The organism is uncultured Oceanisphaera sp. (assembly GCF_947495715.1).
GTDB lineage: Bacteria > Pseudomonadota > Gammaproteobacteria > Enterobacterales > Aeromonadaceae > Oceanimonas > Oceanimonas sediminis.
Map to the genome: position 1 here is coordinate 53,952 of NZ_CANLZU010000017.1, position 13,653 is coordinate 67,604.

The 13,653-nt window shown below is 56.9% G+C and carries 16 protein-coding genes; 14 read left to right on the forward strand and 2 right to left on the reverse strand.

The features are described 5' to 3' along the window. The first annotated feature begins 532 nt into the window (after positions 1–532). The 7 genes from mlaF to murA are packed head-to-tail and all read left to right on the forward strand — an operon-like array spanning position 533 to position 5,062. Positions 533–1,333 (forward strand): phospholipid ABC transporter ATP-binding protein MlaF, encoded by an 801-nt coding sequence (mlaF, locus tag Q0753_RS11790; RefSeq protein WP_298721019.1) that lies wholly within the window; start codon positions 533–535, stop codon positions 1,331–1,333. Continuing rightward, entirely contained in the window at positions 1,323–2,102 is a 780-nt protein-coding gene (mlaE, locus tag Q0753_RS11795; RefSeq protein ID WP_298721022.1) for a lipid asymmetry maintenance ABC transporter permease subunit MlaE, read from the forward strand. Before mlaF ends, mlaE begins: the two co-directional genes overlap by 11 nt. A 6-nt stretch (positions 2,103–2,108) precedes the next feature. After that, positions 2,109–2,582, forward strand: a complete 474-nt coding sequence (gene mlaD, locus Q0753_RS11800) for an outer membrane lipid asymmetry maintenance protein MlaD (protein WP_298721025.1) — start codon at positions 2,109–2,111, stop codon at positions 2,580–2,582. A 25-nt stretch (positions 2,583–2,607) separates the two neighbouring features. Continuing rightward, positions 2,608–3,249, forward strand: a complete 642-nt coding sequence (gene mlaC, locus Q0753_RS11805; RefSeq protein ID WP_298721204.1) for a phospholipid-binding protein MlaC — start codon at positions 2,608–2,610, stop codon at positions 3,247–3,249. Then, positions 3,246–3,515, forward strand: coding sequence for an STAS domain-containing protein (locus tag Q0753_RS11810; RefSeq protein WP_298721028.1), 270 nt, complete (start codon positions 3,246–3,248; stop codon positions 3,513–3,515). The genes mlaC and Q0753_RS11810 overlap by 4 nt, the downstream gene beginning before the upstream one ends. 17 nt (positions 3,516–3,532) lie before the next feature. Beyond that, on the forward strand, positions 3,533–3,793 hold the full coding sequence (locus tag Q0753_RS11815; protein WP_298721031.1) for a BolA family protein: 261 nt from the start codon (positions 3,533–3,535) through the stop codon (positions 3,791–3,793). Positions 3,794–3,805: 12 nt separating this feature from the next. Then, on the forward strand, positions 3,806–5,062 hold the full coding sequence (gene murA, locus Q0753_RS11820; protein WP_298721034.1) for a UDP-N-acetylglucosamine 1-carboxyvinyltransferase: 1,257 nt from the start codon (positions 3,806–3,808) through the stop codon (positions 5,060–5,062). A gap of 81 nt (positions 5,063–5,143) precedes the next feature. On the opposite strand, the gene degS is transcribed toward murA, so the two are convergent. Continuing rightward, the gene (degS, locus tag Q0753_RS11825; protein ID WP_298721040.1) at positions 5,144–6,241 is read right to left on the reverse strand and encodes an outer membrane-stress sensor serine endopeptidase DegS; all 1,098 of its coding nucleotides are present in this window, start codon (positions 6,239–6,241) and stop codon (positions 5,144–5,146) included. Positions 6,242–6,343: 102 nt separating this feature from the next. Continuing rightward, positions 6,344–7,702: a Do family serine endopeptidase gene (locus tag Q0753_RS11830; RefSeq protein ID WP_298721043.1), complete on the reverse strand. Its 1,359-nt coding sequence runs from the start codon at positions 7,700–7,702 to the stop codon at positions 6,344–6,346. A 214-nt stretch (positions 7,703–7,916) separates the two neighbouring features. On the opposite strand from Q0753_RS11830, the gene zapE reads away from it, so the two are divergent. From zapE to sspA, 7 genes are all read left to right on the forward strand, one after another. Continuing rightward, complete coding sequence (gene zapE, locus Q0753_RS11835; protein ID WP_298721046.1) at positions 7,917–9,017, forward strand: cell division protein ZapE; 1,101 nt, start codon at positions 7,917–7,919, stop codon at positions 9,015–9,017. Between the two features lie 251 nt (positions 9,018–9,268). Next, positions 9,269–9,697: a 50S ribosomal protein L13 gene (rplM, locus tag Q0753_RS11840; RefSeq protein WP_298721049.1), complete on the forward strand. Its 429-nt coding sequence runs from the start codon at positions 9,269–9,271 to the stop codon at positions 9,695–9,697. Between the two features lie 15 nt (positions 9,698–9,712). Beyond that, a complete protein-coding gene (rpsI, locus tag Q0753_RS11845) occupies positions 9,713–10,105 on the forward strand; it encodes a 30S ribosomal protein S9 (RefSeq protein ID WP_298721054.1) in 393 nt (130 codons plus the stop codon). Between the two features lie 281 nt (positions 10,106–10,386). Next, positions 10,387–10,977 carry a ubiquinol-cytochrome c reductase iron-sulfur subunit gene (petA, locus tag Q0753_RS11850; RefSeq protein WP_298721055.1) on the forward strand — a complete coding sequence of 197 codons (591 nt, stop codon included), beginning with the start codon at positions 10,387–10,389 and terminating at the stop codon, positions 10,975–10,977. 2 nt (positions 10,978–10,979) lie between these two features. Continuing rightward, on the forward strand, positions 10,980–12,197 hold the full coding sequence (locus Q0753_RS11855; RefSeq protein ID WP_298721058.1) for a cytochrome bc complex cytochrome b subunit: 1,218 nt from the start codon (positions 10,980–10,982) through the stop codon (positions 12,195–12,197). Next, complete coding sequence (locus Q0753_RS11860; RefSeq protein ID WP_298721062.1) at positions 12,194–12,928, forward strand: cytochrome c1; 735 nt, start codon at positions 12,194–12,196, stop codon at positions 12,926–12,928. Before Q0753_RS11855 ends, Q0753_RS11860 begins: the two co-directional genes overlap by 4 nt. A gap of 86 nt (positions 12,929–13,014) precedes the next feature. Continuing rightward, positions 13,015–13,644, forward strand: coding sequence for a stringent starvation protein SspA (gene sspA, locus Q0753_RS11865; protein ID WP_298721065.1), 630 nt, complete (start codon positions 13,015–13,017; stop codon positions 13,642–13,644). Positions 13,645–13,653 lie beyond the last annotated feature (9 nt).

Genomic DNA, 13,653 nt, shown 5'->3' on the forward strand with positions numbered 1-13,653 from the left:
GAGCGGAGCGAGCTTCACCTGCCGATAGGCAGTAATACCAATTATATTAAACCGGAGCGTCAGAGGTAACACAGCCACCTCCCACTACACGCCATGAACCCATCCATGGGGGCTCGGAAATGCCGTCCTTGGCATTTCACGGCAGTGGGAGCCGTTCTCTGTTGCCTCTTCAGGAACACCGAGTTGCCCGCAGATGGTATCTACAGGCAACGCCGGAGCATCTGGGAGGGCAAGGGGATCTGCTTCGCCGACCATCACATGACAGGGCCAACAAAAGCTCCTGCAATGCTGGCACTCCCGCCGTCCATGGCGGTCGGATGTCATGTGCTGAGCGTCACATGGATGGTGCTTGAGCGAGTCGGCAAAGCGGGCCCTTTGTCCGGGATTGATATCGCAGTCAAAAAGATCGAATTCTTAATGTGAAGGGTATAAGCGGGCAGGGAATGGCGCATCGGCAAAGGAAAAGCAGTCGGCTTGGTTGCCCATCCTGCGGGGAACTCATACAATTCCTTCTTTTCATTGGGGAATCAGTTTGAGCCAGAGCCTCGTCGAAATAAGGGATCTTTGCTTCAGCCATGGCGACCGGACCCTGTATGACCGGATTAATCTGCAGATCCCGAAAGGCAAAATCACCGCCATCATGGGCCCGAGCGGTATCGGTAAAACCACCCTGTTGCGCCTGATCGGTGGCCAGATCAAGCCGAGCAGCGGTGATGTGCTGTTTGATGGCGAATCGATTCCCGCTATGGGCCGCTCCCGTCTCTATCAGGTGCGCCAGCGCATGGGCATGCTGTTTCAGAGCGGCGCCCTGTTCACCGGCATGTCGGTATTCGACAACGTGGCGTTTCCGCTGCGCGAGCACAGCGGCCTGCCGGAAGCCATGATTCGTACCCTGGTAATGATGAAGCTGGAAGCGGTGGGTCTGCGTGGCGCGGCCAGGCTGATGCCGTCCGAACTGTCCGGCGGTATGGGGCGGCGGGCGGCGTTGGCGCGGGCGATTGCACAGGATCCCGAGCTGATCATGTATGATGAACCCTTTGCCGGTCAGGATCCCATCAGCATGGCGGTGCTGGTCAAGCTGATCGCCGAGCTGAACCGGGCCCAGGGGCTGACCTCCATCGTGGTGACCCATGACGTGGATGAGGTGATGAATATTGCCGATTACGCCTATATCATCGCCAATAAGAAGGTGATTGCCGCCGGCACACCGGATGAGCTGCGTGAGCATACCGATGCGCAGGTGATTCAGTTTTTGCAGGGGCAGGCGGATGGTCCGGTGGCGTTTCATTACCCGGCGCCTTCTTTCAGGGAGTCGTTAACCAATGTTGATTGATATGATAGGGCGGCTGGGACGACAGGGAATGGTGGGCATAGCCGCCAGCGGACGCGCCGGCATCATGCTGATGCATGCGCTGGTAGGGCGGCCACAACCCGGAAAACACTTTCCATTACTGGTACAGCAATTACAGATAGTGGGCGTGCAGTCGGTGGCCATTATCCTGGTGTCGGGCATTTTTATCGGCATGGTATTGGCGCTGCAGGGCTACAACGTGCTGGTCGACTTCGGTGCCGAAGGCAGCCTGGGCCCGCTGGTGTCCTTGTCGCTGCTGCGGGAACTGGGTCCTGTGGTGACCGGGCTGCTGTTTGCCGGGCGGGCCGGGTCGGCACTGACCGCCGAGCTTGGACTGATGAAGGCGACCGAGCAGCTCTCCAGCCTGGAGATGATGGGCATAGATCCCCTGCGCCGAGTGGTGGCGCCGCGTTTCTGGGCCGGTGTGATCAGCATGCCCTTGCTGGCGCTGATGTTCAGCCTGATCGGCATCTGGGGCGCCAAGCTGGTAGGTGTGGATTGGCTGGGGGTTGACGAAGGTGGTTTCTGGTCGACGATGCAGGCGGCGGTCGACTGGCAGCAGGACATCATGCAGGGGGTGATCAAGAGTCTGGTGTTTGCCCTGGTGGTGACCTGGATTGCCCTGTTTAACGGTTTCGATGCACAGCCGACGGCGGCCGGGATCAGTCAGGCCACGACGCGTACCGTGGTTCATTCTTCTCTGGCGGTACTGGGGCTCGATTTCGCCCTTACCGCCGTCATGTTCGGGTAAATAACAATGAAATACAGCAAACTGGAATTCAGCGTCGGCTGCTTTATGCTGGCCGGTATCGGCGCCTTGCTGCTGCTGGCGTTCAAGGTCGCCGGTGTCAGCGTCAATGGTCAGGGAGAAAGCTATACCCTCTATGCCAAGTTCGATAATATCGGAGGCCTCAAGGTGCGTTCTCCGGTCAAGGTAGGCGGCGTGGTGGTGGGACGAGTCACGCAGATAAGCCTGGACGCAAAGGATCAGGTGCCGGTGGTGACGCTGACGGTCGGCCGCAGCGCCGGTGAATTTTCCGAAAGCAGCACGGCGGCCATTCAGACCTCGGGTCTGCTTGGTGAGCAGTATCTGGGGCTGACCCCCGGTTTTGCCGATGAGGACATGGGCATCGGCATGCTCAAGGACGGCGACACCATAACGGATACCCAATCGGCGCTGGTCTTGGAAGAGCTGATTGGCAAGTTCATTTATTCCATCGGCGACAACTGAGCCGAAGCCCACTCCCTAGGAGCCAATAATGAAAAAATTACTGATATCGGGGCTGTTGATGCTGGCCGGGCTCTGGGCCCCGCTGGCCAGTGCCATCTCGCTGGACAATCCTTATGTGCTGGTGAACGAAGTCGCCCAGAGTACCTTTGACCGACTGAGTCGACAGCAGGCACAAATCAAGGCCAACCCGGAATACCTGCGCACCATAGTGCGGGAAGAAATGCTGCCGGCGGTGGATGTGCGTTTTTCCGCCTACCGGGTGATCGGTAATCAGCTCAACAACACCACGCCCGAACAACGGGATCGTTTTGTTGCCGCCTTCAGCGACTACCTGGTGGTGACCTATGCCGATGCCCTGGCGGCCTACAAGGAGCAGCAGCTGGACATAGGTACCGGTAGCGTCGCCAAGGGCGAAAAGCTGGTCTCGGTGCCGGTGTCGGTGCTGGAGACGAACCAGCCGGCCATCAAACTGGAGTTCAAACTGCGCCAGAACGGCCGCACCGGTGAGTGGCGGGTGTTCGACATGGTGGCCGAGGGCATCAGCCTGCTGTCTGCCAAGCAGGCCGAGCTGAGCGGCCTTATCCGTCAGAACGGCATCGACAAGGTCACTCTTCAGCTGCAGGCGCACACCGATAAGCCGGTGACGCCGCTGGAAAGAACCCAATGAAACTCGAACGGGAACTGACACGGGATATGCTGCCGGCCTACTGGGCCGAACGTAATACCCTGTTCGGTGCCGAGCGGGCAGACCTGAGCAAATTGAAGCAGATCGATTCGGTCGGCCTGGCTTTTCTGGTGCAATGGAGTCAGGCGCTGGCCGCCGGCAACAAGGCGCTGACCCTGATATCCCCCCCGACCAGTTTTTATCCACTGGCCGATTTATACGGTGTCAGTTCGCTGTTTGAACTGACCGACAATACAGCCGAGAGCTAACATGAGCGGGAGCCAACATGGATCTGAATAACGAAGTCGAACGTTTACTGCGGCAGGCCCTGCCCCTGGACGAACTCTATATCAAAAGCGAAGGCAGTCATTTCGAGGTGATTGCGGTATCGGCCGATTTTTCCGACATGAGCCGGGTCAAGCGGCAGCAGGCGATCAATGGTCCTCTGATGGAACTGATCGCCCAGAACACCATCCATGCGTTGACCGTGAAGACCTTTACTCCCGAGCAATGGGCGCGGGAACGAAAATTTATAATGCCTTCCTGAGCAGGAACCGAAATGGATAAATTTGAAATTCAGGGACCTTGCCGGCTTGCCGGCGAAGTGACCATCTCCGGCGCCAAGAATGCCGCGCTGCCGATACTCTTTGGTACCCTGCTGTGTGATGAAGCGGTGCACCTGTCCAACGTGCCCAAGCTGAAAGACGTGGACACCACGCTGCAGCTGCTGGCCTCCATGGGCCTCAAGGTCGGCGAGCAGGATGGCGTTATCGTTATTTCCGGGGCGGTGAACAGCCACATAGCGCCTTACGAGCTGGTGCGCACCATGCGTGCCTCCATCCTGGCACTGGGTCCCCTGGTGGCCCGCTTTGGCCAGGCCGACGTCTCTCTACCCGGTGGCTGCGCCATCGGTGCCCGGCCGGTGAACCTGCATATTCACGGTCTGGAGCAGATGGGGGCCGAGATCCGGGTGGAAGACGGTTACATCAAGGCGCGGGTCGACGGCCGCCTGCAGGGCGCGCATATCCTGATGGACATGGTCAGCGTGACCGGTACCGAAAACCTGATGATGGCGGCGGTGCTGGCCGAAGGCCGTACCATCATCGAAAATGCCGCCCGCGAGCCGGAAGTGGTCGATCTGGCCAACTTCCTCAATGCGCTGGGCGCCAGAATTCAGGGCATTGGCCAGGACACGCTGATCATCGATGGTGTCGAGGCGTTGCACGGCGGCGAGTATCGGGTTCAGCCCGACCGCATTGAAACCGGCACCTTTCTGGTCGGCGCGGCGGTTACCGGCGGTGATGTCACCTGTCGCAATACCGACCCGCACCTGCTGGAAGCGGTACTGGTCAAGCTCAAGGATGCGGGTGCGCTGGTGGAAACCGGCGAAGACTGGATTCGCCTGGATATGACCGGTCGCACACTGAAGCCGGTCGATATCAAGACGGCGCCGTATCCGGCCTTTCCGACCGACATGCAGGCCCAGTTCACCGTGCTCAACGCGGTGGCCAAGGGGGTGGGCAGGGTGACCGAGACCATCTTCGAAAACCGCTTCATGCACGTACCCGAGCTGAATCGCATGGGCGCTCATATCGAGCTGAACGGCAACCTGGCGATCTGTGACGACACCGAACAGCTGACCGGCGCCACCGTGATGGCCACCGATCTGCGGGCGTCTGCCAGCCTGGTACTGGCCGGTTTCGTGGCCGAGGGCACCACAACAGTGGATCGCATCTATCATATCGACCGGGGTTACGAGTTTATCGAAGACAAGCTGTCCGCCCTGGGCGGCAAGATAGCGCGTATCAAGGCGTAACTGATTGTGAGGGGTGAGGTGTAAGGAGAGAGGTGTCAACCATCCTTGCCTCACCCTTCACCCCTCACCCCTCACTTTCTCTTACCGCAAGCGCTGAAAGCGGCTATCTTCTTCAATCATCACCGGTAGCGTCAGTATCTTGCCGTCTCGCAGCAGGGTTATCTGTATTTCGCTGCCGGGACGGGTTTCGGCAATCATGTCCATGGCATGGCGCATATTGCGAATGGCCTTGCCATCGATATTCATCAGTACATCTTCCTGGGTAATGCCGGCCTTGGCCGCGGGCCCCTGCTCGTTGACCGCTTCCACATAGATACCGCTGCGATCTTCCAGTTTCAGCAGTTGTGCCATCATCGGCGGAATATCGGCGCCACTGATGCCGAGATAGCCGCGGATCACCCGGCCGTTGATAATCAGCTCCTGCATGATGCGGTGGGCCAGGGCATAGGGAATGGCGAAGTTGATGCCGTAGCTTTCTTGGTGGGCAAGGCTCTGAAAAGACGCGGTATTGATGCCGACCATCTCGCCATAGACGTTGACCAGAGCACCGCCGGAGTTACCGGCGTTGATGGCGGCGTCGGTCTGCAGCAAATCCTGGCGGCCGTTGCTGTCCGGCCCCATGCTGGATAAACCGGTGCGGCCGGTGGCACTGATAATGCCCTGAGTAATGGTCTGGCCCACGTTATACGGATTACCGATGGCCAGCACTATGTCGCCGACCTGAGGCGAGAGTTCATTATCCTGAGGGATCTCCGGCAACTGGCCGGCGGTAATTTTCAGTACCGCCAGATCCGTGGGTACATCAAAACCGGTGACGTCACCGGCGAGAATGCGGCCATCCTGCAGGGCAACGATGACCTGATCCGCATCGGCAATCACATGGTAATTGGTGAGTACATAGCCTTTATCCGACATGATGACGCCGGATCCCAGGCCGGTGGCGCTGAGTTCGGGTGACTCGCTGCCCCGTTGAAAGCTGCGGGTATAAATATTGACCACGGCGGGGCCCGCCCGGCTGGCGGCATAGGAAAAGCTGGACACACCCACCTGCTGGTTACGCCACCAGTGCTCGAAAGGCTGGGTCTTGAGTTGCGGAAACAGCAATAGCAGGATCAGAGCCATCAGGACGCCGAAGGCCCCGGCCTGAAGCAGAAACTTGAGAGAAGAGGCTAGCCGCATGGAATGTCGTGATTGTTGTCGAATGACTACAGCATAACATACAGGGTCATGAGGAGTGAGAGGTGAGGCGTGAGGGGTAAAGACCCCTCACGCCTTGCCGAGTTATCTGAGTACCAGATAAATTGAGGAGTTGCCGCGCTGTATATTCAGCGCCAAGACTTCCGGCTTGTTCTGCACTATCTGGCGTAAATCATTCAGGTCTTTTACCCGCTGGCGATTGACGCCGATAATGATGTCACCTTTTTCCAGGCCGGACATGGCGGCGGGAGAGCGGGGGGTCACCTCGGTTACCTTGACGCCCTGTATCTTGTCTTCACCGCCGGTCTGGGCCAGCTCGGCACCTTCCAGCGATTCATTCAGGGTATTGGCCTGAATGTTCTCTTCGTCGGCCCGGGACAGGGTCACTTCGACCTGCTGTTCCTTGCCATCGCGAAACAGCCCCAGGGTGACGGTTTTATCGGCACCCATGGTGGCCACCTTGGCGCGCAATTCGCCGAAGGAGCGAATGGGCTTGTCATCCAGACTGATGATGATATCACCGGCTTTCAGCCCGGCTTTGTCGGCCGAGGAGTTTTCCAGTACCTGACTGACAAAGGCGCCGTGCTGGCTGCGATAGCCGAAGGTACGCGCCAGCTCCGAGGTCAGTTCTCCCCCCATCACTCCCAGCACCCCGCGGCGGACCTCGCCGTATTCCAGGATTTGCTCGGCCAGGTTCTTGACCATGTTGGCGGGAATGGCGAAGCCGATGCCGATGTTACCGCCGCCCGGGCCGAGGATGGCGGTATTGATGCCGACCAGCTTGCCGTCCAGATCCAGCAGGGCACCGCCGGAGTTACCGGAGTTGATGGCGGCATCGGTCTGAATGAAGTTTTCAAGATTCTCCACGTTCAGGCCGGAACGACCCAGGGCGCTGATGATACCGGAAGTGACGGTCTGCCCCAGGCCGAAGGGATTGCCGATGGCGATGGCAAAGTCTCCGACCCTGAGCTGGTCGGAGTCGGCAAATTCGACTTCGACCAAATTTTTGGCCTCGACTTTCAGCAGCGCGATGTCGCTCTGTTTATCGGTGCCGATTAACTCGGCTTCGTATTCCTGGCCGTCAATCAGGGTGATGATGATTTTATCGGCGTCGTCGATCACGTGGTTATTGGTGATCACATAGCCTTTCTTCGCATCGATGATCACGCCCGAGCCCAGCGCCTGAAAGGGCCTTTCCTGCAATTGTTCGCCGGGAATATTGGGGCCGAAGAAAAAGCGAAAGGGCTCGGGCAGCGCCTGACGGCTGACCTTGCTGCCGGACACCGAAATATTGACCACGCCGGGGGTGACTTTTTCCAGCACCGGAGCCAGGCTGCGAATGTCGCTACCGGCACCGAATGGCAGGGCGGCGTGAGCCTGGGGCAGCATAGCCAGACCCAGGCTCAGAGCCAGGGCGGAGACCAGGGGGAGTCGACGTTTCATGCGGATGCTCCTAAATCGATGGATTCTTGAAGAAAAGAAAGAGTTCATTCTGACCCTCGTCGGGGAAAAAGAGTTCCGATACGGCCTGCATTATTTATTGTGGTTTTTGCTGGCGAGATCAAGTCCCGGTAACCGGCAGCGCTTGCCCGGGCAGTGAAGAGGCATTTACACTGGCGGTCATCATTCGTGTTTAGCCAAGTTGTTATATACCCTAATGACCCCGAGTAAAAAATACCAGGCTGATCTCAGCCGTCACGACTTTGTCCACGATCCGGCTCAGGCCCTGGCGGTATCGCACCTGCAACGGCTGTTTGACGAGCTGATGGCACCCCCTACGGCCCAGCCGCGACTCAGCCTTTGGCAGAAGCTGACCGGTAACAAGCCGGAGCCGGTGAAGTCGATTCAGGGGCTTTACTTCTGGGGGGGAGTCGGTCGAGGCAAGACCTATCTGGTGGACACCTTCTACGACTGTCTGCCGTTCGATAACAAGCTCAGGGTCCATTTTCACCGCTTCATGGTGCGGGTGCATGACGAGCTGCAGAGCCTGAAGGGGCAGGCGGATCCGCTCAAGCTGGTGGCCGAGCGCCTGGCCGGTGAGGCCCGGGTGATCTGTTTCGACGAGTTTTTCGTGTCCGATATCACCGACGCCATGATACTGGGTACCCTGTTCCAGTACCTGTTCGGCCACGGGGTGATTCTGGTGGCGACCTCCAACATTCCTCCCGATGAGCTGTATCGCAACGGGCTGCAGCGGGCTCGTTTTCTGCCGGCCATCGCGCTTATCAAGCAGCATTGCGAGGTGGTCAACGTCGACTCGGGGGTGGATTACCGACTGCGTACTCTGGAGCAGGCCGAAATCTATCATTCACCGCTCGATGCCGAGGCTAAAACCAACCTCGAACGGTATTTCGACAGCCTGACCAGTGTGCCCGGTACCCGGGGAGCCGAGATTGAAATCAACCATCGCCGGCTCAAGACCCTGGCCGAAGGCGATGGTGTGCTCCATATCGACTTTCAGCAGTTGTGTTGCACGGCGCGCTCCCAGCTCGATTATATCGAGCTGGCACGGTGCTATCATTCGGTGCTGCTGGCCAACGTGGTGCCCATGGGGCAGGACAGCGACGATGCGGCCCGCCGTTTTATCGCCATGGTGGATGAATTCTACGAGCGACACGTCAAGTTGATCATCTCGGCGGCGGTGCCGATGACCCAACTCTACGGTCGGGGGCGGCTCGATTTCGAGTTCAAGCGCTGCCTGTCGCGACTGACTGAAATGCAATCCCACGAATATCTTGCCAGAGAGCACCTTCCTTAGTCACAATACCCGCCCCGGTATTCGGGCATGATGCCGGGAAGGGGCGGGCGGACCGATTAATTTTAATGGGCATTAAAATTAGCAGGTGATTTTTAAGGCAACTTTACCTATAATCGCTCGGCCCACGTTACACAGCTGTCGATAAGACAGCATCACTGTAAACAGACTGGTGCTCGAAGGGGTACAGGTCTTGTCGTGTTTTGCGCATGTGCGCAAGTGTATAATTCATTTTAAGTAATTTGGGTTTATCCATGAAAACTTTTGTTGCTAAGCCAGAAACCGTAAAGCGTGACTGGTATGTTGTTGATGCAGAGGGCAAAACTCTGGGTCGTTTGGCCACCGAGATTGCTCATCGCCTGCGCGGTAAGCACAAGCCGGAATTTACTCCGCACGTTGACTGTGGCGATTACATCGTCGTGATCAACGCCGAGAAAATTCAGGTAACCGGCAATAAAGCCGAAGGCAAAATCTACTACTCTCACTCCGGTTTTCCGGGTGGCATCAAGTCCATCAGCTTCGAGAAGCTGATTGTACGCAAGCCCGAGATGGTAATTGAGTCTGCCGTTCGCGGCATGCTGCCCCGTGGCCCCCTGGGTCGTGCTATGTTCCGCAAGATGAAAGTCTTTGTCGGCGGCCAGCACAACCACGCTGCGCAACAACCTCAAGTACTGGACATCTAAGGCGGGATTAGGCAAATGGCAGAAACTCAATACTACGGTACCGGTCGTCGCAAAAGCTCTACTGCACGTGTATTCGTGAAGCAGGGCAGCGGTAACATCGTTATCAACAAGCGCTCACTGGAACAGTACTTTGGCCGCGAGACCGCCCGCATGGTGGTACGTCAGCCGCTGGAACTGGTCGAGATGACCGAAAACTTCGATCTGTACATCACCGTTTCCGGTGGTGGCATTTCCGGTCAGGCCGGCGCTATTCGTCACGGCATTACTCGTGCCCTGATGCAATACGACGAAACCCTGCGCGGTTCGCTGCGCAAGGCTGGCTTCGTTACTCGTGACGCTCGTCGCGTTGAACGTAAGAAAGTCGGTCTGCATAAAGCACGTAAGCGCCCTCAGTTCTCCAAGCGTTAATTGGGATTGCGTTTTACATCAAAGCCCGGGTTTACCCGGGCTTTTTTTATCTTTAAAGGAAATAGAACAGTTTCTCAGGCAATTCTTTGTTTTAAAACAGGTTTTGCTGCGAAATAATGTTTGTTGATATTTTACCCGTCCTTGTAAACGACCGCGATTTTCTTTAGAATTTCGGGGTTTTTGTGACAATTGAAACCATAATATCCGCCGCAGTTGTCACAGCCGTCTCGATGCATGGAACGAACAATAACGCGCGGAGACCAAAATGGGAGAGTTTTTGGATGAGCAATGCGCCAGTTGATACCGGTCGCCGCAGATTTCTGACCTGGTCAACCACAGCAGTGGGTGGGGTTGGAGCTGCGTTTGCCGCTGTGCCTTTTATTACTTCATGGAATCCCAGCGCAAAAGCGAAAGCGGCAGGGGCCCCGGTGGAAGTAGATGTCAGTAAAATCGAACCCGGTCAGTTGATCCGGGTAGAGTGGCGGGGGAAACCCGTCTGGATAGTTCGCCGCCCCCAGGAAATCCTGGATGCCCTGCCGAAGCATGATGACCAGTTGCGTGATCCTGCTTCCGAGCAGCCGCAACAACCCGGCTATGCCCAGAATGGCTACCGCTCGATTAAACCCGAACTGTTTGTGGCGGTGGGGCTCTGCACCCATCTGGGCTGTTCACCTACCTACCTGCCGGATTCTTTCGGCGAACAGGTTCAGGGTGTCAGTTCCGGTTTCTTCTGCCCCTGTCATGGCTCCAAGTTCGATATGGCCGGCCGCGTTTTTCAAAGCGTACCCGCTCCGCTGAACCTGGTGATCCCCCCTTATTACTATGTCAATGACGCCACCATTCTGGTTGGTGCCGACAAGGAAGGAGCCTAATCATGCTGGGTAAACTCGTAGCCTGGATCGATGAACGGATTCCGATGACGGCGACCTACAACAAGCACGTAGGTCAGTATCCGGCACCGAAAAACTTCAACTTCTGGTACTTCTTTGGCTCTCTGGCCATGCTGGTACTGGTCAACCAGATCCTGACCGGTATCTGGCTGACCATGAACTACAACCCGTCCGGCGAGGGCGCCTTCGCCTCTGTCGAATACATCATGCGTGATGTGGATTACGGCTGGTTGCTGCGCTACATGCACTCCACCGGGGCGTCCGCCTTCTTCGTGGTGGTGTATCTGCACATGTTCCGTGGTTTGATCTACGGCTCTTATCAGAAGCCTCGTGAGCTGCTGTGGCTGTTCGGCATGCTGATTTTCCTGGTGCTGATGGCCGAGGCCTTCATGGGTTATCTGCTGCCCTGGGGTCAGATGTCCTACTGGGGTGCTCAGGTTATCATCTCGTTGTTCGGTGCCATTCCGGTCATCGGTGACGATCTGACCCTGTGGATTCGGGGTGATTACGTCATTTCCGGTGCCACCCTGAACCGCTTCTTTGCGCTGCACGTGATTGCCTTGCCGCTGGTACTGGTGATTCTGGTGTTCCTGCACATCGTTGCGCTGCACGAAGTGGGTTCCAACAACCCCGACGGCATCGACATCAAGAAAAACAAAGACGAAAACGGCTGGCCGAAAGACGCTATTCCGTTCCACCCGTACTACACCGTCAAGGATGTGGTGGGCGTGGCAGGCTTCCTGTTCCTGTTTGCCTTCGTGATTTTCTTCATGCCTGAAGGTGGCGGTTACTTCCTGGAAGCGCCTAACTTCGAAGCGGCCAACGGTCTGAAGACCCCGGAGCATATTGCACCGGTATGGTACTTCACTCCCTTCTACGCCATTTTGCGCGCCGTACCCGACAAGTTGATCGGCGTTATCCTGATGGGTCTGTCGATTGCCGTGCTGTTCGTACTGCCCTGGCTGGATCGCTGCAAGGTGCGTTCATTCCGCTACCGCAGCAAGCTGCACCTGCTGAACATCATTCAGTTCGTGATCTGCTTCATCGTTCTGGGTGTGTTGGGGGCTCTGCCGTCTACCACGCTGCTGACGCTGCTGGCCCAGATTTGTTCGTTTGGCTATTTCGCCTTCTTTGTACTGCTGTTCTTCTACAGCAAAAACGAGAAAACCAAGCCGCTGCCAGAGAGGGTCACATTCAAATGAAGAAGTTAATCATTGCTGTATTTGCCTTTTTGCCGGCACTGGCCATGGCCGCGGGTGGAAATGTTCATCTGGACAAGGCCGACTATGATCTGAGCGACAAGGCATCACTGCAAAACGGTGCCAAGTTGTTCATGAACTATTGCTCCGGCTGTCACAGCACCCAGTATCAGCGTTATAACCGGGTGGCCGAGGATCTGGGTATTCCGGAAGAGATCATGCAGGCCAACCTGAATTTCACCGGTGTCGGTATCGGTGAACTGATGGAAAATGCCATACCCGAGAAAGACGCGGCCAACTGGTTTGGCGCACCGCCGCCCGACCTGACTCTGGTCGCCCGGGTTCGTGGTGCCGACTGGCTGTATACCTATCTGCGTTCCTTCTACAAGGACGACAGCCGTCCGTTCGGGGTGAACAACCTGGTGTTCCCGTCCGTGGGCATGCCCCATGTTCTGGAGCCGCTGCAGGGTAGTGCCAATCTGAAAACCGAAATGCACACAGTGGACGGCCATGAGGTGGCAACACCCGTGGGTATCGAAAGTGAAGGTAACGGTGAGCTGACCCCCGGCGAGTACGACAATGCGGTACTGGATATTGTCAACTTCCTGGTCTATTCCGGTGAGCCGATGAAGCTGGAACGTCAGCGCCTGGGCTACTGGGTGCTGGGTTTCCTGGTTATCTTCTTCATCTTTGCCTACATGCTGAAGAAAGAATACTGGCGTGACGTACACTGATTAAGCGTCGTCTAAGCTAGGCAGGGGAACGGCAATGGGGCAATATGTTCCATTGCCGTTCCTATTTATGATTTGCGGAGGATTCAATGGCAGTTGCAGCTAATAAGCGTTCCATCATGACGCTGTTTTCAGGGGCTGAAGATATTTACAGCCACCAAGTACGTATCGTCCTGGCAGAAAAAGGGGTGAGTGTCGAGATCAGCCATGTTGAACCTGACAACCTGCCCGAGGATATGCTGGAGCTGAACCCTTACGGCACTCTGCCGACCCTGGTCGACCGGGAGTTGGTGCTTTACGAATCTCATATCATCATGGAATATCTGGATGAGCGTTTTCCTCATCCGCCCCTGATGCCGGTATATCCGGTTGCTCGTGGCACCAGCCGCCTGATGATGCATCGTATACAGCAAGACTGGTACTCGCTGGTCAAGCGCATTCAGCGTAATGAAAAGGCGGACGATGCCCGTAAGGAACTGCGTGAAGCCCTGTTGGCCATCGCGCCGGTATTTGCCGAGTATCCCTACTTCATGAGCGAGGAGTTCAGCCTGGTAGATTGCTACATGGCTCCCCTGCTGTGGCGTTTGCCGTCTCTGGGTATCGAGCTGTCCGGTCGTGGCGCCAAAGAGCTGAAGGGTTACATGATCCGTCTGTTCGAGCGTGATTCCTTCCAGGCTTCGCTGACCGAAGACGAACGTGATATCGGCGGTAAGGTCTGAGTATGGATG

Excerpts from the sequence above, each read along its gene's own strand:
- mlaE (WP_298721022.1), top strand. The coding sequence starts at position 1,323 with ATGTTGATTGATATGATAGGGCGGCTGGGACGACAGGGAATGGTGGGC.
- mlaD (WP_298721025.1), top strand. The coding sequence starts at position 2,109 with ATGAAATACAGCAAACTGGAATTCAGCGTCGGCTGCTTTATGCTGGCC.
- Q0753_RS11810 (WP_298721028.1), top strand. The coding sequence starts at position 3,246 with ATGAAACTCGAACGGGAACTGACACGGGATATGCTGCCGGCCTACTGG.
- Q0753_RS11815 (WP_298721031.1), top strand. The coding sequence starts at position 3,533 with ATGGATCTGAATAACGAAGTCGAACGTTTACTGCGGCAGGCCCTGCCC.
- murA (WP_298721034.1), top strand. The coding sequence starts at position 3,806 with ATGGATAAATTTGAAATTCAGGGACCTTGCCGGCTTGCCGGCGAAGTG.
- degS (WP_298721040.1), bottom strand. The coding sequence starts at position 6,241 with ATGCGGCTAGCCTCTTCTCTCAAGTTTCTGCTTCAGGCCGGGGCCTTC.
- Q0753_RS11830 (WP_298721043.1), bottom strand. The coding sequence starts at position 7,702 with ATGAAACGTCGACTCCCCCTGGTCTCCGCCCTGGCTCTGAGCCTGGGT.
- zapE (WP_298721046.1), top strand. The coding sequence starts at position 7,917 with ATGACCCCGAGTAAAAAATACCAGGCTGATCTCAGCCGTCACGACTTT.
- rplM (WP_298721049.1), top strand. The coding sequence starts at position 9,269 with ATGAAAACTTTTGTTGCTAAGCCAGAAACCGTAAAGCGTGACTGGTAT.
- rpsI (WP_298721054.1), top strand. The coding sequence starts at position 9,713 with ATGGCAGAAACTCAATACTACGGTACCGGTCGTCGCAAAAGCTCTACT.
- petA (WP_298721055.1), top strand. The coding sequence starts at position 10,387 with ATGAGCAATGCGCCAGTTGATACCGGTCGCCGCAGATTTCTGACCTGG.
- Q0753_RS11855 (WP_298721058.1), top strand. The coding sequence starts at position 10,980 with ATGCTGGGTAAACTCGTAGCCTGGATCGATGAACGGATTCCGATGACG.
- Q0753_RS11860 (WP_298721062.1), top strand. The coding sequence starts at position 12,194 with ATGAAGAAGTTAATCATTGCTGTATTTGCCTTTTTGCCGGCACTGGCC.
- sspA (WP_298721065.1), top strand. The coding sequence starts at position 13,015 with ATGGCAGTTGCAGCTAATAAGCGTTCCATCATGACGCTGTTTTCAGGG.